General features: G+C 36.7%; 18 protein-coding genes and 1 pseudogene. 14 read left to right on the forward strand and 5 right to left on the reverse strand.

The features are described from left to right. The first annotated feature begins 77 nt into the window (after positions 1 to 77). The 3 genes from BK585_RS01235 to BK585_RS01245 all read left to right on the forward strand — a co-directional run bounded on the left by BK585_RS01235 (position 78) and on the right by BK585_RS01245 (position 3437). On the forward strand, positions 78 to 2414 hold the full coding sequence (locus BK585_RS01235) for a glycoside hydrolase family 95 protein (RefSeq protein ID WP_078551329.1): 2337 nt from the start codon (positions 78 to 80) through the stop codon (positions 2412 to 2414). A 254-nt stretch (positions 2415 to 2668) separates the two neighbouring features. Continuing rightward, positions 2669 to 3034: a DUF2089 domain-containing protein gene (locus BK585_RS01240; RefSeq protein WP_078551330.1), complete on the forward strand. Its 366-nt coding sequence runs from the start codon at positions 2669 to 2671 to the stop codon at positions 3032 to 3034. A gap of 13 nt (positions 3035 to 3047) precedes the next feature. Next, complete coding sequence (locus BK585_RS01245; RefSeq protein ID WP_078551331.1) at positions 3048 to 3437, forward strand: SHOCT-like domain-containing protein; 390 nt, start codon at positions 3048 to 3050, stop codon at positions 3435 to 3437. 524 nt (positions 3438 to 3961) lie between these two features. Here the strand turns inward: BK585_RS01245 and BK585_RS23850 are convergent. Further along, a complete protein-coding gene (locus BK585_RS23850; protein ID WP_170885440.1) occupies positions 3962 to 4117 on the reverse strand; it encodes a hypothetical protein in 156 nt (51 codons plus the stop codon). Positions 4118 to 4310: 193 nt separating this feature from the next. Here BK585_RS23850 and BK585_RS01255 point away from each other — a divergent pair, with 193 nt between their 5' ends. Next, complete coding sequence (locus BK585_RS01255; RefSeq protein WP_078551333.1) at positions 4311 to 5099, forward strand: AraC family transcriptional regulator; 789 nt, start codon at positions 4311 to 4313, stop codon at positions 5097 to 5099. A gap of 24 nt (positions 5100 to 5123) precedes the next feature. Here BK585_RS01255 and BK585_RS01260 read toward each other — a convergent pair whose 3' ends face one another. Beyond that, entirely contained in the window at positions 5124 to 6290 is a 1167-nt protein-coding gene (locus BK585_RS01260; protein ID WP_078551334.1) for a glycoside hydrolase family 27 protein, read from the reverse strand. A gap of 278 nt (positions 6291 to 6568) precedes the next feature. Between BK585_RS01260 and BK585_RS01265 the strand changes: the two genes are divergently transcribed. The 5 genes from BK585_RS01265 (at position 6569) to BK585_RS01285 (ending at position 11924) form a co-directional block, all read left to right on the forward strand. Continuing rightward, complete coding sequence (locus BK585_RS01265) at positions 6569 to 7558, forward strand: LacI family DNA-binding transcriptional regulator (RefSeq protein WP_078551335.1); 990 nt, start codon at positions 6569 to 6571, stop codon at positions 7556 to 7558. A gap of 479 nt (positions 7559 to 8037) precedes the next feature. Further along, the gene (locus BK585_RS01270; RefSeq protein WP_078551336.1) at positions 8038 to 8988 is read left to right on the forward strand and encodes a carbohydrate ABC transporter permease; all 951 of its coding nucleotides are present in this window, start codon (positions 8038 to 8040) and stop codon (positions 8986 to 8988) included. Continuing rightward, positions 8988 to 9827, forward strand: a complete 840-nt coding sequence (locus BK585_RS01275; RefSeq protein WP_078551337.1) for a carbohydrate ABC transporter permease — start codon at positions 8988 to 8990, stop codon at positions 9825 to 9827. The genes BK585_RS01270 and BK585_RS01275 overlap by 1 nt, the downstream gene beginning before the upstream one ends. Positions 9828 to 9876: 49 nt before the next feature. Beyond that, entirely contained in the window at positions 9877 to 10497 is a 621-nt protein-coding gene (locus tag BK585_RS01280; protein WP_078551338.1) for a YesL family protein, read from the forward strand. Between the two features lie 89 nt (positions 10498 to 10586). Further along, positions 10587 to 11924 carry an ABC transporter substrate-binding protein gene (locus BK585_RS01285; RefSeq protein ID WP_078551339.1) on the forward strand — a complete coding sequence of 446 codons (1338 nt, stop codon included), beginning with the start codon at positions 10587 to 10589 and terminating at the stop codon, positions 11922 to 11924. 112 nt (positions 11925 to 12036) lie between these two features. Here the strand turns inward: BK585_RS01285 and BK585_RS01290 are convergent, their stop codons facing one another. Further along, entirely contained in the window at positions 12037 to 12933 is an 897-nt protein-coding gene (locus BK585_RS01290; protein WP_170885441.1) for an AraC family transcriptional regulator, read from the reverse strand. A gap of 110 nt (positions 12934 to 13043) precedes the next feature. On the opposite strand from BK585_RS01290, the gene melA reads away from it, so the two are divergent. Together melA and BK585_RS01300 are read left to right on the forward strand one after the other, a co-directional pair. After that, complete coding sequence (gene melA / locus BK585_RS01295) at positions 13044 to 14345, forward strand: alpha-glucosidase/alpha-galactosidase (RefSeq protein ID WP_078551341.1); 1302 nt, start codon at positions 13044 to 13046, stop codon at positions 14343 to 14345. A gap of 83 nt (positions 14346 to 14428) precedes the next feature. Beyond that, positions 14429 to 15847, forward strand: a complete 1419-nt coding sequence (locus tag BK585_RS01300; protein WP_078551342.1) for a family 43 glycosylhydrolase — start codon at positions 14429 to 14431, stop codon at positions 15845 to 15847. 59 nt (positions 15848 to 15906) lie between these two features. On the opposite strand, the gene BK585_RS01305 is transcribed toward BK585_RS01300, so the two are convergent. Further along, a complete protein-coding gene (locus tag BK585_RS01305; RefSeq protein WP_078551343.1) occupies positions 15907 to 16665 on the reverse strand; it encodes a MerR family transcriptional regulator in 759 nt (252 codons plus the stop codon). 98 nt (positions 16666 to 16763) lie between these two features. Here BK585_RS01305 and BK585_RS01310 point away from each other — a divergent pair, with 98 nt between their 5' ends. Together BK585_RS01310 and BK585_RS01315 are read left to right on the forward strand one after the other, a co-directional pair. Beyond that, entirely contained in the window at positions 16764 to 17435 is a 672-nt protein-coding gene (locus BK585_RS01310) for a CPBP family intramembrane glutamic endopeptidase (protein ID WP_078556556.1), read from the forward strand. A 423-nt stretch (positions 17436 to 17858) separates the two neighbouring features. Beyond that, positions 17859 to 19034: pseudogene (locus BK585_RS01315) on the forward strand (endo-1,4-beta-xylanase); the annotation flags it as partial. Between the two features lie 542 nt (positions 19035 to 19576). Here the strand turns inward: BK585_RS01315 and BK585_RS01320 are convergent. Next, entirely contained in the window at positions 19577 to 20479 is a 903-nt protein-coding gene (locus tag BK585_RS01320) for a glutamate biosynthesis transcriptional regulator GltC (protein ID WP_078551345.1), read from the reverse strand. A 182-nt stretch (positions 20480 to 20661) separates the two neighbouring features. Between BK585_RS01320 and gdhA the strand changes: the two genes are divergently transcribed. After that, positions 20662 to 22038, forward strand: a complete 1377-nt coding sequence (gdhA, locus tag BK585_RS01325; RefSeq protein ID WP_078551346.1) for an NADP-specific glutamate dehydrogenase — start codon at positions 20662 to 20664, stop codon at positions 22036 to 22038. Positions 22039 to 22095 lie beyond the last annotated feature (57 nt).

A 22095-nucleotide genomic window follows, 5' to 3' on the forward strand; every position in this document is an offset into this window, starting at 1 on the left:
TCACGGTTTCTTTTTGGATTCATTCTGTTATATACATATTAGTATTAAATGTACATGAGGATATGATATGAGATAAAATGGTAAGTAATATTCTAACGATAGATGGGGGATGCAACTTGAATAAGCTACTCTGGTATAAACAGCCAGCAAAGGATTGGAATGAAGCTTTGCCAGTAGGAAATGGTAGATTAGGCGGAATGGTCTTCGGTGTTGTAACCAACGAGAGAATTCAATTAAATGAAGATTCTGTTTGGTATGGAGGCCCAAGAAATCGTAATAACCCTGATGCCTTAAAGAATCTGTCTTCCATTAGAAACCTGTTATCAGATGGAAGACTGAAAGAAGCAGAAGAATTGGCTGCACTTGCTTTTACGGGTATCCCTGAAACACAACGTCATTATGAACCACTTGGAGATGTCTTGTTACACTTCAACCATGAGGAAAAGGAAGTTCGTGACTATAGTAGAGAGTTAGATTTACATACGGCGATAGCAAAAGTGAAATACATGATAGAGGATGTTACATATAAAAGAGAAATATGGACGAGCTATCCAGACCAAGTGATGGTCATCAGGCTGACGGCTTCTAGGGAGAATGCTATTTCATTTCAAACCATATTAGACCGTGGCAATGCAAGAAATTATGATGATCTAGAAGCATTATCCAACGATTGTCTAATGATGCGAGGCGAAACGGGTGGAAAAGAGGGTATTGCATTCCGCTGTGCATTACGAGCTATTCCCGAAGGTGGAACAGTAAAAACAATCGGCAACCGTTTAATTGTAGAAAAAGCAAATGCGGTTACTTTATTTGTTGCAGCAGCAACGTCTTACCGATTTGCTCATCCCGAGAAGCAATGTTTGGAGACGATCAAACAAGCAGCAGAAAAGTCATATGGGGAACTACGAGAAACTCATGTTGAGGACTATCAACTGTTATTTAATCGTATGGACTTACAACTTAATGAGCTGGAACCAAGTAAGGCTGAACTTTCCACCGATCAACGCTTGGACCTTATGAAAAATGGAGAAGAGGATTCAGCGTTAATTAGCACGTACTTTCATTATGGGCGGTATCTATTAATTTCTTCAAGTCGACCGGACTCTTTGCCTGCGACGTTACAAGGAATATGGAATGATCAAATGCTTCCCCCATGGGATAGTAAGTTTACAATAAATATTAATACACAAATGAATTATTGGCCTGCAGAAATATGCAACCTCTCAGAATGTCATGAGCCCTTATTTAAGCATATTCAAAAGATAAAAGAAAACGGTAGGGTAACGGCAACCACAATGTACGGATGTCGAGGGTTCACAGCCCACCATAATACCGACATTTGGGGGGATACGGCACCACAAGATATTTATATGCCAGCGACGATTTGGCCGATGGGGGCTGCTTGGTTATGTCAACATCTCTGGGAGCATTATACATTCACTTGTGATAAAGACTTTTTACAAAAATCGTATGATACGTTGAAAGAGGCCTCTTTATTTTTTGTCGACTTTCTCGTGGAGAACAAAGAAGGTTATCTAATTACAACACCTTCTGTTTCACCTGAGAACACCTATGTTTTGTCCAATGGGGAACAAGGAACGTTGTGCGAAGGCCCATCAATGGACAGTCAAATTATTTTTGCTCTTTTTTCTAGTTGTATAAAAGCTAGTGAGATTTTAGAGATTGATGAAGCGTTTCGCCAACAGTTGCTTGAGTTAAGAGGAAAGATACCTAAGCCAAAAATTGGTAAGCATGGGCAAATTCAAGAATGGCTAGAAGATTATGATGAAGCAGAGCCGGGGCATCGGCACATTTCCCACTTATTTGCTCTTCACCCAGGCAATCAAATTTCTCCACGAACGACACAAGAACTAGCTGAAGCAGCTAAAGTCACCTTAGAAAGAAGACTAAAGGATGGTGGTGGCCATACAGGTTGGAGTCGTGCATGGATCATTAATATGTGGGCCCGATTAGAAGAGGAAGAACTTGCTTACCAAAATGTCGTAGAGCTTTTAAAATCATCTACCTTGCCGAACCTACTGGATAACCACCCACCATTTCAAATTGATGGAAACTTTGGGGGAACAGCGGGTATAGCAGAGATGCTACTTCAAAGCCATAACAATGAAATTCATATCCTTCCAGCACTACCGAAAGCATGGAAAAGCGGAACAGTGAAAGGATTAAAAGCAAGAGGTGGATATGAAGTAGATATAACCTGGGAGAATAATAAATTAATATCATGTACCATTACAGCAAAAAATAATGGTGTGTGTAGAATCAGAACGAAATGGCCAGTAGAAGAAGAAAAAACGGAACAAAACCCAAAACAGTCACTCACTAAAAAAGAACAAGGGGTATACGAGTTACACGTTGAAAGCGGCACGCACCATCTAATTGCGATATCATTATAAGCAATAAATAATAATGCTAGGTAAATATACAATAGTAAATATCCTCACATGAGGATATGCTTGAATCCTCGCACAAGGATAACAAACTTGAGCGAGGATTCTTTTTTTGCTCAACAAAACAACATCGAAATTAATATTATTGATAAATTAATTAATAATATTAATAATAAATGAAATTAAATATAAAATAATCAATTTACATTTTCTTTTAATGAGGTTATAATCAATTTAAACTAAGAAGAAAGGATTATAAAATGGCTTATAATGTACTAACGAATTGTCCTGTCTGTAGTAAAAAGTTAAAAATAACAAAGTTACAGTGTACACATTGCAACACTACAATTGAAAATGAATTTGAATTATCAAAACTGGCTTCATTGTCTAAGGAACAGCTTCATTTTGTGGAAGTGTTTTTGACATGTCGAGGGAATATTAAAGAAGTTGAAAAGGAACTAGGGATTTCATACCCTACGGTTCGTGGCAAACTATCAGACATCATTGAATCCCTTGGTTATGTACAGAAAAAGAAAAGTGAAGTAGATGAGAAAAAAATCGTCAATATGTTAGAAAGTGGAGAGATTACTGCCGAGGAAGCTATAAAGCTTTTAAAAGATGAATAGGGAGGTAAATATCATGAATGAGGAAATTACAAGAGTGTTAACCATGGTGCAAGAAGGGAAAATAGATGCCGAGAAGGGTGCAGAATTAATTCAAATATTAAAAGAAAAAGAGGAAACGACTAGCAAACCAGTAGAAAAGAAGGGCAAGTATATAGATAAATTCTTAAAAATTCGTGTTGTATCATCTGAAAACGATAACGTGACCGTTAATTTGCCTATAAAACTCGTAAAGGTAGTATTGATGGCGGGACACAGTATTGCAGCAAGCCTTCCCGAATCAGAAAAATATGTAAAAGATATTGATGTAAACTTAATTATCGAAGCAATAGAAAATGAATTAGATGGTCAAATTGTTGATGTTAAATCAGCAAACGGGGATACCGTTTCAGTCATTATAGAGTAGTGAGTAATTTATGATTCGAGTCATATTGAATTCAAAAGACAAACGACATACTCTTCTAATTCCATATGTCCTTATAAATGTTTGTATCTTTGTGTTGACTATAAAATCTATACAAAAATTGATTCACAAAAAAATAATGGAACAATCGGATAAAAGAGAGGTAGATTTTAGGATGCTTCTAATAGATAAGAGGTTGTTAAAACCAATCGTCAAAGAGTTAAAAGCTCACAAAGGACTCCTCTTAGTAGATATGAATTTTAAGGATGGTTCAGAAGTTAAGATAAGATTATAATGCACTGTACGAGCTAAAATGATGATTTTGATGGAGTCATCTGGACTTTGATACAAGTCACAACCAACGAAGGGCTTCTTATTATATTATGGCATGTGTAGAAGTAGGTGCAAGTGGCCAGTCGAAGTGAAAAATGAGCTAATTTACGAAACAGCAAGCAATGATTGGAGCCATTGCTTGCTGCTTCGAGACCCGAAAAGTTGATTTATAGATAAACGACGTTAAAAACTATTTAATGAAACATTGGGAATACATACTGAACTAGAAACCACAAAAAACCAAAAAAGATAATTATATACGCAAAGTATTTTATAAATGTAGATGCTACTGTACTAGTGTCCTGCTTTTTTTCGACATGACGCTCTTCCACATTTACATCCTTTCGCATAATCGTTTCCTCCTTGTTAATGTTGTGTTGTTTTCTATAAAACTATATATCCAATTTTAGACTTTTTGAAACAATTTGATAGGAACTTTAGGTTAGGTGATAGAATAGTGATCTACAAGTTGTCTTGCCCCTAGGTGGTATATGTGTGTTTTTTACTTATATTTAGAAAACTATAAAAGGTGGTAAGTTAGAAATGGTTCAAGATTTAACTTTTATAAGCGAGGGTCATAAACCTTCTAACTTGCATAGATGGGGGCCGGGCGTACGTGATATATATGCGTTACATTACATCACAAAAGGAAAGGGAGTTTTACAAACAAGGCAGGGCGTTTTTCACCTAAAGGCGGGGGAGAGCTTTATTATATATCCACATATGGAAATATATTATTATCCCGACGTGCAAGATCCGTGGGAATATGTTTGGGTAGAGTTTAGCGGTGATGAAGCTAAGCAATTGTTATCCATGACGATGTTATCGCCTACTAAGCCTGTTGTCCCAAAATGCAAAGTTAATTTGGAGTCTTTTTTTACTATTATGGAAAATGCCAATCGTAGTTTTTTTGATAAAATGCGTTCTGATGCTAAGTTACGGATACTACTATCCTATTATATGGAGTATTACCAAAGAGAACCTTTAAATCACCAAACCGATTTTGTTGGGGTGGCTAAGAATTATATTCACAATAACTATTGGAAGAATACAATGAGAGTTTCAGATATAGTCAATGCCACTAAAATTGAACGTAGTTACTTATTCCGTTTGTTTAAAGAGGAAACGGGGATGTCTATCTCAACATATTTAGTGGAATACAGAATGAAGCAAGCATGTGAATTGTTAAAGTCATCCGACTTGTCTATTAAATCGGTGGCTTGCTCTGTTGGATATAAGGATCAATTGTACTTTTCAAAAATATTTAAGAAAGCAACGTCACATACACCCTCGGAGTATATGACGTTGCATAATGAACGTTCAAGAAGGTAACGAAATCAGGTACACGTCTCTCTATTATTTGACCAGTTTTGCACGAACAACTAAACAATCACGCGCTGGAACAACAGGATTAAAACGTTCTTTATATTTGCCCAAATTCTTTTGCTCCCAGCAGTCATAAAGTTCTAAGGAGAAACCTGCAGCATATGGAAGTCCAAGATCCCAAAATTGTAACGATATCTCTCTTTGACCGTCGCTTAAGTTAAAGAAGCCGATGGCCAGGTCACCGTCTGTCAGAACTTTTACAAGCATAAAAATATCGTCAGAATGGAACCATTGGGGCTCGGGTTTAATTCGGTAAGCCCCACGGCCTTCAAGATCCTGATTGATTTTGATGAGTTCAGGGTTTAATAGAATATCCTTTGTTACTTTATTTGCGTTTCTTATATCACAGCCAATCATGAGTGGAGAACCCATCATACTCCATAAAGAGAAATGGGTTTTATACTCATTGTCAGTACAGCCCCCAATTTTACTGCCGATAAAATTGTCGTTGCTTCCGCCGTACATTCCGACAATCAGCATATCCATATCATTATGGCAAAATGACCCAGTGTAACTTGCTTTATCTAACTGGGAAAGAGCTAGTTTTTTTACCGAATCCCAATTATCTTGGATGTCACCTGTAGATCTATACATATGGGCACCAGATTCACGAATCCATTGATATACGTTGTCTTCTCCCCAATTGCAGGCTGAAAATAAAATATCTCTTCCGCAATTCTTAAGAGCAAGACTCATTCGTTTATACAACAGCTCACCTGACATTTGTCGTGGCTTAAAGCAATAATCATACTTTAAAAAATCTACGCCCCATTCAGCAAGTAACTGAGCGTCTTGAAACTCATGTTCGAAACTGCCTGGATAGCCAGCGCAAGTATGAGTACCTACGCACGAGTACATGCCAAACTTTAACCCTTTTTCATGAATATAGTCTGCGAGAGCTTTCATACCACTTGGGAATTTTTCAGGGTCTGGCACCAAGTTTCCATCAGCGTCTCTTTCCTTCAAACTCCAACAGTCGTCGATGACGATATATTCATATCCTGCATCTTTATAGCCCTCCGAAACAAAAAGATCTGCAACATCTTTAATCAATTGTTCATTAATGTCCCATGTAAAGGTGTTCCAAGAATTCCACCCCATGGCTGGTTTTAGTCCAAGTAACTGGTGATTATCCATATGTATCATCCTTTCTTAAGCCCAAGAGTTCTGAATGATAGAAACTGGGTTTTTATGTTTTGATTAAAACATGTTTAGGTTTCCTCAGATATAGCTTAATGTTGCATCTATATGGAGAGTTGTTGTTTTCTAACAAGTGAAGGTTACTATCATTAAAGTAAGATACAAAATTTTTACATAAATTTAAAGATCGCTAGAGGAGATAAGTGTTATGCGACGAAATGTGTTATAACGAACGAGTTAGGTTTATATTGAACTGTAAATAGAGGTGAGCAGCGATGAAAATAACAATAAAAGAACTGGCTACTATATGTGGAGTTTCCGCTGGAACAGTGGACCGGGCACTTAATAATCGACCAGGAATAAGCGAAAAAACAAAAAATAAAATTCTTAAAGTAGCAAAAGAGATGAAATACCAACCTGATTATACGGCAAGAAGTCTTGTAATTGGTAAAACAATGACCATTGGTGTTGTCTTGTTTGATTTATATAACCGCTCCTTTTCCCAATTACTAAATGCCATTGAGTTAAAGGCTAGGGAGTTAGGTTATTTTATCTATATTACTCTGTCAGATAAAAAGTCAGAAAGTGAAATTAATTGTATAGATTATCTAGTGAATCGAAAGGTTGATGGAATTATCCTATTTACTGTTAATAAGGGTGAACAATTTGAATCCTATTTAAGTAAATTTGGTATACCTATTATTACAGTGTTTAATTATGTCTCTGATAAATGGGAGTATATCGGAATTCAGGAGAGACAGGCCATGAAGGAAGCAGTAGACTATATAGTAAAAAAAGGGTACAAAAAATTTATATATATAAGTCCACCCCTTGCTTATTTAGGTAAAAAAAACATTTATACTCAGGAAGAAAGGCTACATGGTTTTCTTGAGGGATTGGGTGGTAGTGGTATAAATACTAAACCGCTCATTATAAAAAATAGTAAGTATATTAAAGAGTTAGAGAACATAGATTTTAGCAAAGAGGAAAAGACAGCTATTGTCTGCTCAACCGACCTGTATGCATTAGAAGTAATGAATTATTTAAAGGAGAAAGATGTAAAAATACCAGAGCAGGTAGGAGTTATGGGTTTTGATGATATTGATATGTTAAAGTACATTACTCCACGTTTAACGACAGTAAAATACCCTATTGAAGACATTGGTAGAAGTGCGATCGAAAGCATAGTTAATAAAATCGAACATGGGGATTATGTACCAACACCTCTATTAGAGTATGAGATTATTAAAGGGGAGTCTATTTAAATTCATCTGAAAAACTTAAAAATCTAGTAAAATAGCAAGAGGTAATGACCTAAACACTAACTAAATATAGTAACATTTAACTAATTTGTTATTTAGTGGTTATTTATTGTGCTTTATATGGTACTATGTAATTAATCTAAATCCTCCTTGACAGTTTCAACGAAGTTTATGTAAGCGTTTTCTAAAAGGGGTGGATATGTCCTTAGAGCTCAATGGTTTTTAATTAAAATTATTTGCTAGTTTATTTACTGGTTTTCGTGTGCGTCCACGTTTTTGTGAATCCTTGTAATAAAAGAAATACTAAGCAACATAAAAGTAAGTATACACTATCAAACGAAGAAGTTAGACGATAAAACCATACTTACTATATTTCTTTGCTATTACCGTGTACGTACACGGTAATGTGTAAACGGTGTTGATAGTGGGTTGTTAAAACGCGTTATGTTTGAATGATAACAAAAACGACAAGGGGGGTTCATATGTTACAAACAAATAAGGATACCAAACAAGATGTGGTTCATGTGAATAAAAGGAAAACGAATGGCATTTTACGTTTTCTTAACTCTAAAAAAGTAGTCCCATATGTAATGATTACTCCATTTATTCTCTCTTTTCTTGTGTTGTCACTTTATCCAGCAATTCAAGCAATTGTTATGAGTTTTCAAAGAGTCCTACCTGGAGAAGTTACATTCATAGGGTTACGGAATTACTCAAGGATTTTAAATCCAACGTTTTATACTGCATTACAAAATACAACAATTTATATGATTTTAACGGTTGTTATTTTAATCTCTTTACCGATGTTATTAGCGGTCTTGTTAAATTCAAAAATAGTGAAGTTTAGAATTCTTTTTAGGACCTCACTCTTTCTACCAGCATTAACTTCAGTAATTGTGGCTGGGATGGTTTTCCGGTTAATGTTCGCTGAAAGTGATACGGCGGTAGCGAACCAAATCCTAAATTGGGTTGGATTTGATTCTGTCGATTGGAGATACAATGCATGGTCAGGCATGTTCTTAATGGTTGTGCTTGCCTCATGGCGCTGGATGGGTATTAACATCTTATACTTTCTAGCTGCGTTACAAAATGTACCGAAAGATTTATATGAAGCTGCAGAGATTGATGGGGCTAATACATTACAAAAATTCTTTTATGTTACATTGCCATTCTTAAAACCAGTCACCATATTCGTTGCGACGATTTCAATCATCGGTGGTTTTAGAATGTTTGAAGAAAGTTTCGTCTACTGGACATCAGGTTCACCAGGCAATATTGGGTTAACGATAGTTGGTTATTTATATCAAGAAGGTATCCAACAAAACGATATGGGATTTGGTGCAGCAATTGGTGTGGTATTAATGTTGATTATTTTTGTGATTAGCTTAACTCAACTTTATCTTACGGGAGCCTTTAAAAGGGGGGATGAGTAATGAAGCAAAAAAATAACAGTTTGTTAACTTGGTTGATCACAGTAGGGTTTGTTGTTGTAGCTTTTATTGCTCTATTTCCGTTGTTAAATTTAATTCTTTCTTCCTTTCGACCAGCTACGGATTTAATGAGGAATGGGATTAGTCTGCTATTTGACCCTGCCACTTTAACGCTAGATAATTACAAATATATTTTTACTGAAGCAGGGATTTATTGGAAATGGTTTGGGAACAGTGTCTGGATTTCAATGGTAATCGTTGTTTTATCATTGCTCTTTTCTTCTATGGTAGGTTATGCGCTAGCTGTCTATGATTTCAAAGGAAGAAACTTTTTCTTTTTATTAGTTTTAATCATTCTAATGATTCCTTTTGAAATATTAATGCTACCTTTATTCCAATTGATGATTAAGCTAAGTTTGGTAAACACCTATACAGCTGTAATACTGCCTGCGATTGTTGCACCAATTGCTGTATTCTTCTTCAGACAATATGCATTAGGTCTACCTCGAGAATTAATGGACGCGGCAAGGATTGATGGCTGTACAGAGTATGGGATCTTCTTTAAAATTATGCTTCCGCTAATGGGTCCTTCATTAGCAGCAATGGCTATTTTACAAGGGTTAAATAGTTGGAATAACTTCTTGTGGCCGTTAGTGGTTTTGCGGTCCAATGATATGTTTACACTTCCAATAGGTTTAGCAACCTTACTTACACCATATGGTAACAATTATGATATTTTACTTGCTGGCTCTGTCATGACAATTGTTCCGATTGTAATTTTATTTATTTTTTTTCAACGTTATTTTGTAGCAGGTCTTACAGTTGGTGGAGTAAAAGGATAATCGAATACGAGTTTCTAAGATTAGTTAGATAGTAAAGAGGTGACAGAACATGAACGTATCCCAAATTGTATCCTCACTTGACTATATACTTCGCTGGATTATGCAACTAGCTGTAATCAATCTATTGTGGTTTTACTATACATTGATCGGTTTATTTGTTGGTGGTGTTTTTCCTGCTACAGTGGCTGCGTTGGGGTTATCTAGAAAAATAATCATGGGAGAAATGGACGTAGAGAAAAGGAAAACATTTAAACGGATTTATAAAGAAGAGTTTTTACGTGCTAATTTAATAGGATGGTTTCTAACAGCTATCGGGGTCGTTCTATATTTGAATTACCTAGCAATTATAAACTCAAATGAGGAACTATTTTTTGTGATTCCGTTTACTTTCTACTTTATCTTGTTGTTCTACCTTATTGTTGTGATTTGGATTTTTCCATTGGTGGCTCACTATCAAACATCATGGTTTGGATATATTCGTAGTGCGATTATTATTGGATTGACAAAAATTCATTACACACTAGCAAGTGCTTTAGTAATAAGTGTAGTTGTTTATTTTTCCCTAGATTTCCCCGGGATCATCCCTTTCTTTTCTATTAGTTTGATAGCCATTAGTTGTATGTGGATTGCTATGCAGACCTTTGGACAATTAGATCAGCGATCCTCTTAAACGACCAAGTATGAATAATATTGAGGAGGTGATCGAAGAACGGACTTTTTTAAGGCAGGCTCTTTAAATAATTATATGGGGGTATTGTAATGAATAGGAAAAGTATAGTGTATCTATTGATTGGTTTTGTGTCACTCTTTTTAGTCGCTTGTGGCGGTAGTTCTACCTCTTCGAGTGATGCTGAAGAAACAACGGTCGTGGGTGATGACATTGAAGGTGCTACAGAATTAACGTTTTGGACATTTGCAGGACAACATGTCAATTTATTTGAAGATGCAGCGATTTCGTGGAATGAAGAGTTCCCAGACAGACCGATTAAACTCGTTGCAGAAACGTATCCTTATGATCAAATGCACAACAACTTATTACTTGCATTGCAATCAGGTTCTGGAGCACCAGATATAGCTGATATTGAAGTTTCACGATTCCCTAATTACTTACAAGGAGTTCCGCAATTGTTACCAATGAATGAACATGTGGAACCCGTTATTGATAAATTCGTTGAAGCTCGTTTTAATATTTATGCAAAAGATGGTAGTTATTACGGAATGCCTACACATGTTGGGGCATCTGTCATGTACTACAACACAGAAATTTTAGATGAAGCAGGTGTAGACCCAGAATCAATAAAAACGTGGGACGACTTTGTTGAAGCAGGTAAACAAGTTGTAGAGAAAACAGGCAAGAAAATGTTTTCTGTTGCTACGGATGACCACTTGCCAATACACCAATTAATTAGTCAAAACGGGTCAGACTTTTTTGACGCTAATGGGAATTTAACATTAGATGACCCAAGAAATATTGAAGTATTACAATTTCTACATGATTTAGTATATGTACATGAAATTGCTGAGTTGATGCCGGGTGGACAGCCACACGCAGAGGAATATTACTCATATATGAATGAAGGAAGTGTAGCTGCTCTTGCAATGCCAATGTGGTATATGGGCCGTTTTATTGATAACATGCCTGATTTAGATGGAAAAATTACTGTTCAGCCACTTCCTGCATGGGAAGAAGGTGGATTCCGTTCAGCTGGAATGGGGGGAACTGGAACTGTTGTTACTAACCAAACAGACCATGAAGAACTTGCAAAAGATTTCTTAGCATATGCAAAGCTTTCTGAAAGAGCTAATGAGAAGTTATGGACAATTCTTGGCTTTGACCCTCCACGTTGGGATGTTTGGGATAATGACGTATTTAAAGAGGACAATGCTTTCTATCAATACTTTGGTGATAATATTTTTGAAGTATTATTAGATGTTCGTGATGAGATTAATTCTATTTCTATTACAGAAAACACGCCTGCTGTAGCAAATGAAATGACTACAAATGTCTTAAATGAAGTATTGCGACAACAATCACATTCTGCTGAAGAAGCGTTAAAAAAGGCACAACAGACGATAGAATCTAATATGCAAGAATAATTAATAAGATAGTCATTAAACAAGATTACTTTGGACGTGTAATTTTGAGTATGACCCCAACTTTCACAATTACATTGTGTGAGCTGGGGTCAAACGTTGTTACCTGTTAGAACTACTCTATTAATAAATGCTGGAATAGACTTTTAGTGTGATTTTTCCTAAACTCTCCTGCAGAAACGCCAACAGCTTTTTTAAAAACCTTATGAAAATAGTTCGCATCAGTATAACCTGTTCTTTCAGCAATTTCTTTAATCGGCAATTCGGTTTGTGTTAATAGCTGGAAAGCTTGTTCCATTCGAACTTTGGTTAAATATTGAAGCGGCGAAATTAGCACATGCTCTTTAAATTTCTTTATAAAGTAATATTTTGATAATCCGACATACTCGGCCATATCCTCTATGCTAATTTGTTCTTCAAAGTGCGTCCTTAGATAAAAAACAGCTTTTGCTATCGCTTCAGGCAATTCATTTGCGGCGAGAGTCTTATTTTTACTAAAGCGGTAGCATTCCATAATGAACTCATATGCTTTTGCTGAAGAAATGAATGTGTCTGTAACCTTCATATCTTTTACGTCTTGGTATATTCGCATAAGCAGTTGAATGAGCTCAGAGTCAGCCTGAACGTGAAATACGGACCCTAATGTCTCACGTAAGTACTTCCAACATTTTAATACTTCCTGCCCTTGGAGGGTTAAATAGACAAATTCCCATTTTTCACTATCATCTGGAAGATAGTAACTATGCGAGCTAGGAACATCAACTATAAACGCTTCGCCAGGTGTAAGTTTATGTTTTATATTATTATATTCGAGCACCCCGCTGCCGGAGAGTGTATATTGAAATACATACGTATCTGTGTCACTTCTCTCTAATCCATTCCAGTAATAATCTTTTTTTTCGCGGTTTTCCCAACCAACCACATAGATACTTGAAATAGAATGGCTGGGTTCCTTACTTAGAGAGCTAATATGATATGAACCATAAGGTGTTACTACCGATTCATTAGACAATTTTTTACCCTCCCACCACATTATCTTACCGTTGAGAAAACTCGGAGTCCTTGTTTATGATTATTTTAACAAACTTTTTTTGATTATTGTTAACTTTAGGAGGATTAAGAATGTCAAAAATCACTTTTATGGGAGCTGGAAGTACAGTTTTTGCTAAAAATGTGTTAGGGGACTGTATGCTTGTTCCTGCTTTAGAAGGGTTTGAGTTTGCGTTATATGATATTGATAAAGAACGATTAAGAGATTCTGAAAACATGCTTTTAAATTTAGCGAAAAGTTTGATGAAAAAAGTAACGATTAAGGCTTATACTTCTCGAAAAGAAGCATTACGTGGAGCAAAATATGTATTTAATGCGATTCAAGTTGGAGGGTATCAACCAAGTACCGTTATTGACTTTGAAATTCCTAAAAAGTACGGTCTTCGCCAAACGATTGCTGACACTACAGGAATTGGCGGTATCTTTCGTAATCTAAGAACCATTCCGGTTATGCTTGATTTTGCAAAGGATATGGAAGAGGTCTGCCCAGATGCATTATTCTTAAATTATACAAATCCGATGGCAGTTCTAACTGGAGTCATGAATCGTTTTACAGCAATCAAAACAGTTGGGTTATGTCACAGTGTTCAGATATGTACAGAGCATCTATTTAAAGCATTAGATATGGACCATACAGGCATTAAGGAAAAAATTGCAGGAATCAATCATATGGCTTGGCTATTAGAAGTTTCAAAGGACGGGCAGGATCTTTATCCTGAAATTAAACGAAGAGCCAAGGAAAAACAGAAAAACAAGCATGACGATATGGTCCGATTCGAGCTAATGGATAAATTTGGATTCTATGTAACCGAATCGTCTGAACATAATGCGGAATACCATCCATATTTTATTAAGCGTAATTACCCAGAGCTTATTGAAAAATATAATATTCCACTAGATGAATACCCACGCCGATGTGAAAATCAAATCAAAGGCTGGGAAGAAATGAGAGATAATCTCGTAAACAATAAGTCACTTACCCATCAGCGCTCCCACGAATACGGTTCTCGTATTATTGAAGCGATGGAAACTAACATCCCTTTTAAATTTGGTGGAAATGTGTTAAATACAGGTCGATTAATAAGTAACTTGCCTGAGTTGGCTTGTGTTGAGGTCCCTTGTGTAGCTGACCGTAGTGGTATCACCCCTACATATGTAGGAGAACTTCCAGCTCAACTGGCCGGATTAAACTACACAAATATTAATACACAACTAGTAACGATCGAAGCAGCTATGACTAAAAAGAAAGAGTATATCTATCAAGCAGCTCTTCTTGATCCGCATACGGCTGCGGAGTTATCAATTGATGATATCATCTCTCTTTGTGACGATTTAATTGAAGCACATGGGGAGTGGATCCCAACCTTTGATTAATAGCTTGCAATGGAGTCTAAAATCATTAAAAATAAAGAAGAAACGGTTTGATAAAGACTAAATAATAATATGAGGTGCTTACAATGGAAAAGAAGATAAAGCAAGGCGTTAATCCTTACCTACCTTCGTGGGAGTATATTCCTGATGCGGAACCATATGTTTTTAATGATAGAGTTTATGTTTATGGGTCTCATGACCGTTTTAATGGACATGTCTTTTGTTTAGGAGATTACGTTTGTTATTCCGCTCCTGTCGATGACCTTGGTGATTGGCGTTATGAGGGTGTCATTTACAAAAAGTCAGATGATCCATTAAATCATGCTGAAAATATGTGCTTATATGCTCCGGATGTTACGATTGGGCCAGACGGAAGGTATTATTTATACTATGTTTTAGATAAAGTACCTGTTGTATCAGTAGCCGTTTGTGATACACCAGCAGGGAAATATGAGTTTTATGGATATGTTCATTATGCAGATGGAACAAGGCTTGGAGAAAGAGAAGGAGATCAACCGCAGTTTGACCCGGGTTTATTGACTGAAGGAGATAAGACCTATTTATATACCGGTTTTTGTGCAAAAGGTGATAAATCGAGAAAAGGTGCGATGGCAACTGTTCTTGGACCAGACATGCTAACAATTTTGGAGGAGCCTGTATTCATCTCCCCAAGTGAGCCATACAGTAAAGGAAGCAGCTTTGAGGGACATGAATTTTTTGAAGCACCTTCTATGAGAAAAGTGGGAGATACATATTACTTGATTTATTCGTCGATTGCGATGCATGAACTTTGTTATGCTACAAGTAAGCATCCGACAAAGGACTTTGAGTATAAAGGTGTCATTGTCAGTAATAATGACCTTCATATCGATTCCTATAAACCAGCGGATAAGCCAATGTACTATGGTGGCAATAACCATGGAAGTATCGTTGAAATAAACGGGAAGTGGTATATTTTTTACCATAGACATACGAATGGATCAAGTTTTTGCCGCCAAGGTTGTATCGAACCAATCGAAATTCTAGCAGATGGAACGATCCCACAGGTGGAAATCACGACAAGTGGTCCTAATGGTGGACCTCTTGTAGGTAAAGGCGAGTATCCAGCCTATTTGGCTTGTCATTTGTTCTTTAAGGATGAAGCTGTTTATACAGGCGGTTTATGGATGGACAGTCAGTTTCCAAAAATAACTCAAGATGGAAAAGATGGCGATGAGGAAACGGGATATATCATTAATATGCAGGATTCAGCTACAGCTGGTTTTAAATATTTTGATTGCCAGGATATTAAGAAAGTAACCATTAAGGTGAGAGGTTATTGCAAAGGTGTTTTTGAAGTGAAAACGTCATGGGATGGTGCAGCTCTTGCTGAAATCCCAGTAGATTTCACGAATGTATGGACAGATTACACGTCTGACATAGCTATACCAAACGGCATCCAGTCTTTGTATTTTACGTATAAAGGGGATGGCAGTGCCGGCCTAGCTTCATTTACATTGGAATAGATTGAATTAAAAAAGGCAACGAGCAGAAGAACGCTGCTCGTTGCCTTTTTATTATGCGGTCAACTAGTAGATTTAGTTCCTTCATAGTGAACAATAGCTTCTTCAACGTAATTCAATATTTCTTTTCGAATCGGATATAGGTCGAAATCAGCTGACGCTTTTTCCGATTTTCTGACGCCCCAAAACTTTTCTAGTAACTCTGGATTATCTCCAAAGGATTCTTTTGTTAATATTTCAATATCAACTGCAATGAGTTGTCCCTCTATAGAAGAGGGAGAGTTTCCGTTTTCTAAACATAGTTCGATTCGTTTCACAATGTTAATCCATTTTATCGAAAAAGAGTCTTCTAGTTTTGGTAGGTTCTCAGATAAAATGGATTGCTCCTCTTGACTAAAAAGTTGACTCCAAGTCTTTGCTTTTCTTTCCTGTTTTTTTCTGTTTTCCTCTTCAGATAAGAGCGGCAAGAGCTGACTCCATTGAAGCTTTCCTTCTATTTTTAATGTGTTTAATAAGGTAGTTGTATGTTGAAGGGATTGAGATAACTTTTCAATGTTTGTCTCAAGCTCACTTTTATGCACGGTTAATACTTTATCTATGGTTACTTGATTGATGATTTTTTTAATATCTTTGAGTGGCATGGATGTAGACTTTAATAATTCGATTTTTTGTAGTAGTAACAAATCATCTTCGGAGTAGTAACGTGTACCATTATCCTTTTTTACCGTTGGGACGACCAATTCAATTTGGTCGTAATAACGTAATGTACGTAAAGTCAAATTGAGTTTTTTTGAAACCTCACCTGTTGAAAATAAACGCATCCTAAACCTCCAAAAAAAGATTTGCAGGTGACGTAACGTCACCGTTTATACTTTATTTATCATAAACCATCTTGAGGAGGAATGAAATAGTGAATACCATGGAATGGACTTGGAGAGATGTTAGTAAATTGCTTATTGTGACATTCATTATTGTTCCAGTTATAATTGAATATTTTTTGCATGATTATTTCTATAGTCTCTTTCAAAATAGCTTATACTCAGGCACGCTAACGGGACTTGTGATGGCTATTGTTTTTACTGCATCTTTATATTTAATTGCCATACAGCCATATGGACTGTCATGGAAAGCGGTTGGGGTTAGGAAATTTCCCTCTAATTATTGGAAGTGGACTTTTGTTTGGTTGATTCTTTTAATTGTTGCAAGTGTGTTTATATTACTTTTGATGGATGTACTAAATATCAGTTGGGAAAATGAAAAAACGGAAGCATTACAAAGGGACATGACCTGGCTCACTATTCTAATTGGTTTTCTTTCGGCAGTAATTATTTCACCAATCTATGAAGAAATCTTTTATAGAGGGTTTTTGTATAAATGGTTTCGTGGAAAATGGGGAGTATCTGCGGGTCTGTTTATAAGTTCTTTGATTTTTATGCTTGTTCACATCCCAACATACAATACACTACCAGTAAACTTTATCTCTGGCTTAGTGTTTGCATGGACATATGAAAAAACAGGTTCAATTCTCCCTGCTATCATCATTCATAGTGGATTTAACTTTATTGCGTTAGTTCTTACAGTAATAGCCTGATAATATACAATAAATAGCTTTCCATTTGTTCTTTGAAGCACATGGGAAGCTACTTTTCTTTAATAACAAAAACTACGGATTTTCCAACTAAAGAAATTACATCTAATTATAATTATCGGTGATAATCTATCAATCTATATAGTTTTGAGGAAAAAGACTAATTTCCCGGGCAAATATACTCCTTTCACATTAAATTCATCAAACTTTTATAAAAATAGTAGTTTTCAACCAAATACTAGCAATCTTTAGTTTTTAAAGTAAAATATAAACTTTTTAAAATAAAGTAGATGTTAACATATTACATGCAAGCACTTACATTACCAAAAAAGAGGAGGTGAGTGTTTCTTGTTTCCTGGTTTTGCATATCTTTCAGACATAAACAGAACGACTGAGAATTCCAAAAAAATTTGAGGAGGAATGTTCATGTTTAAGTCAAGAGCGATGAAGTTGCTATTTGCTTTAACTTTGGTTGTATCTTTATTACTTCCATCGACGGCATTAGGCAATCAATCCGCACAAACGCAAGGAAAGTTTTTAGGTAACATAATTGCTAGTAATATCCCAAGTGAGTATACTGACTATTGGAATGGTGTGACACCAGAAAATGCTACCAAATGGGGATCGATTGAATCATCTCGAGGTAACAGAGACTGGAGTCAAGCGGATATGGCGTATAATTTTGCACAAGAGAATGGTTTTCCATTTAGGTTTCACAATCTTGTTTGGGGAAGCCAACAACCAGGTTGGATGAGTGGGTTATCCGCTGCTCAGCAAAGACAAGCTGTAGCTGACTGGATCCAAGCTGCAGGAGAAAGATATCCTGATGCAGATTTTATTGATGTTGTGAATGAACCGTTACATGACCAACCAGCTTATAAAAATGCGCTAGGTGGTGATGGAGCGACAGGATACGACTGGGTTATATGGGTATTTGAACAAGCGAGAGAAGCCTTCCCTAACTCAGAATTACACATAAACGACTACGGGATTATCCAAGATCCTCCGAAAGCAAGACGTTATGTAGAGATTATTAACCTTTTAAATGAGAGAGGGTTAATTGATGGGATTGGTATTCAGGCACACCATTTTAATATGGATCCTGTAGATGTCGGCACGATGAATCAAGTGCTAGATATTTTATCTGCAACAGGTTTACCGATTTATGTCACTGAGCTTGATATCACAGGTGATGGCGGAAACGACCAATTACAACTCGCGAGATATTCAGAAAAATTCCCTGTTTTATGGGAGCATCCGAATGTAGCAGGTGTCACACTTTGGGGATATCGTCAAGGTGAAACTTGGAGAGATGATACCCACTTGTTAAATAGTGATGGATCGGAACGTCCGGCTCTTACATGGTTAATGGAATATGTAGGCCGTTCTGGCGGAACTCCAACGCCAAATCCAGACCCTGGCCCAGGACCAAGTCCAGACCCTGATCCAGGGATACCAGGGCAATATCCATCTTGGAATCCAAATACAGTATATACAAATGAAATCGTTACACATAACGGGCAGTTATGGCAAGCACAATGGTGGACGCAAAATCAAGAGCCAGGTACAACTGGACAATGGGGACCGTGGCAGCCAGTAGGAGATGCTCCAGCTCCTAATCCGAGTCCAGACCCTACACCAAATCCAGACCCAAATCCTACACCAAGTCCAGACCCTGATCCAGGGACACCAGGGCAATATCCATCTTGGGATTCAAATACAATATATACAAATGAAATCGTTACGCATAATGGGCAGTTGTGGCAAGCACAATGGTATACGCAAAATCAAGAGCCAGGTGCATCACAATGGGGACCGTGGCAGCTAGTGAACTAGTGATAGAGAAAGAGGAGTCTAACAAATATCGGTTAGACTCCTCTTTTCTATGAGTACATGCAAAGGTATATTCTTCATTAATCGTTTTAATGTAAAATAAAAGCCCTTTTCATCTTAAGATTAGATGATATCACCATTTTTAGGTAATGAGAGGTAGTGTGTTAGTCCTTGAGAGCTGATGTTTTTTATTTCTTCCTTGTGAATTATTTGAACTAAACATTTGTGAACAATTTAGAACAATTCAATTTTTCGTATAAGGCTTATCTCAAAAATCACTACTTTTCAGATGATAATTAGATTAATTACCACTACTTGATTAGTCGGTCAAATCCTAAAAATGCTTTTAAAAATTCATAAAATAATCGTTCGGTTGGAAGTAGCTTACGGTCACTTGGTGTGATTAGTCCAATTGTCCGTGTTAAATGTGGGTCGTCCACTGGGATTTTAACGGTTGCTCTCGGTAAGTTCTCTACTAGTGTAATTTCAGGTAACAGGGTAATTCCCAAACTAGCCGAAACTAGCCCCTTCAAAGCATCGATATCATCACCTTCAAAAGAAACTTTTGGTTCAAAACCAGCTTTATTGCAGGCGCGAACGACTATATTCCTGAATTCTGACTCCTTTGGTAACAAGATAAATGGCTCATCTTTTAGTTGCTCTAATGTTAAAGAAACCTCGTTAGCCAGTGGGTGGCTGATAGGTAGTAAAGCAGTGATGTTTTCTGTAAATAAGATGTGTCCTTTTAGCCTATCGTCATTGAGTGGGACGGGGCCAAGTAAGGCGATATTATAATCTCCATTAACAACATCTTCAAGTAACTGATGATAAGTTCCTTGCTTTAATTGAAAACGGGCATGCGGATATTTTAAACGAAACGCAGAAATGGCAGTAGGTAAAGTATATGCTGCCATACTAATTGGATAAGTTATTCGAATGGTCCCGTGTTCAGGTTGAAGGTGTTCTTCAACTTCTCGTTTAGCATTATCAAGCATTTTCATTGCTTCTTTCGTCCGTTCTAGAAACATTCTTCCGATTGGAGTGAGTCGAACACTTCTCCCTTGTCTAACAAATAAATCAACGCCTAGTTCAGACTCTAAGTTCACTATTTGGCGACTTACCGCAGACTGAGCAACGTGTAAATAGTCAGCAGCGTCTGTAACATGCTCTCTTTTAGCTACCTCCATAAAATATCGTAACTGTCGGATTTCCATCTTTTTTTCGCCCTCTCATTAATCTCTTTTTGGTATCGTTCGAATCTTTTTTCTATATTGATTAGATTATTTCACCCCTTTAAAATACACAATTATAAGAAAAAATTCAATCCCTTATCTCAAATGGGAATTGATGAAAAAGCTTCGTATAATTAAATTTAGGATAGGGGAGATTATATAACATGCTAACATTAAACGAACAAAACCAAACGCAGGTCGCAAAAGAATATGTAGAGCAAGTATATCAAACTGTAATCAAGCGTAACCCTCATGAAAATGAATTTCATCAAGCGGTAAAAGAAGTATTCGACTCATTGGTTCCAGTATTAGCTAAGAACCCAAAATATATGAACAATGGGATACTTGAGCGAATTGTAGAACCTGAGCGAGTGATTTCATTCCGAGTACCTTGGGTTGATGATGAAGGAAATGTCAAAGTAAATCGTGGTTTCCGAGTTCAATTTAATAGTGCCATTGGACCTTATAAAGGAGGACTTCGTTTTCATCCATCGGTTAATGCGAGTATTGTTAAGTTTTTGGGTTTTGAACAAATCTTTAAAAACTCACTAACAAGCCAACCTATTGGTGGAGGTAAGGGAGGATCAGATTTTGATCCGAAAGGAAAGTCAGACGGAGAAATTATGCGTTTTACGCAAAGTTTCATGACAGAATTGAGTAAATACATTGGACCTGATACAGATGTTCCTGCAGGAGATATTGGTGTTGGAGCTCGAGAAATTGGGTTTATGTTTGGTCAATACAAGAAAATCCGTGGTGGATTTGAAGCGGGTGTATTAACGGGTAAAGGCATTGGCTACGGTGGAAGCTTGGCACGAACAGAAGCCACTGGATATGGAACAGTTTATTTTGTGGAAGAAATGTTAAAAGATAACGGTCTTAGCTTTAAAGGAAGCACTGTAGTTGTTTCAGGGTCTGGAAACGTTTCTATTTATGCGATTGAAAAAGCAACTGAGTTAGGAGCTACGGTTGTAGCTTGTAGCGATTCTAATGGATATATTTATGATGAGAATGGTATTAATTTAGATACTGTTAAGCGTCTTAAGGAAGTTGAAAAGAAAAGAATTAGTGAGTATGTTACGGAACATCCAAATGCTCATTATTTTGAAGGTTGTGCTGGAATCTGGTCTATTCCATGTGATGTAGCATTACCTTGCGCAACGCAAAATGAAATTGATGAAAATGCTGCTAAAACATTAGTGGATAATGGAGTTAAGGCAGTTGGTGAAGGTGCAAATATGCCTTCAACGTTAGAAGCTGTTGAGCATTTCTTACAAAATAAAGTTCTTTTTGGTCCAGCTAAAGCTGTAAATGCGGGTGGAGTAGCTGTATCTGCTTTAGAAATGGCGCAAAATAGCGCAAGATTAGCATGGTCGTTTGCTGAAGTTGACATGAGGTTACAAGCAATTATGAAAGACATTTATAGAACTAGTGTGAAGGCATCAGAAGAATATGGTGTTCCAGGAAACTTAGTTGCAGGAGCGAATATTGCTGGTTTTACAAAGGTTGCAGATGCGATGATTGCGCAAGGTGTTATATAATTTGAAAAAAAGTCACCATTGATCTCCCACTCTAATCGTCTATACGAAGGGTGAATC

It is taken from the genome of Bacillus alkalicellulosilyticus (genome assembly GCF_002019795.1).
GTDB lineage: Bacteria > Bacillota > Bacilli > Bacillales > Bacillaceae_F > Bacillus_AO > Bacillus_AO alkalicellulosilyticum.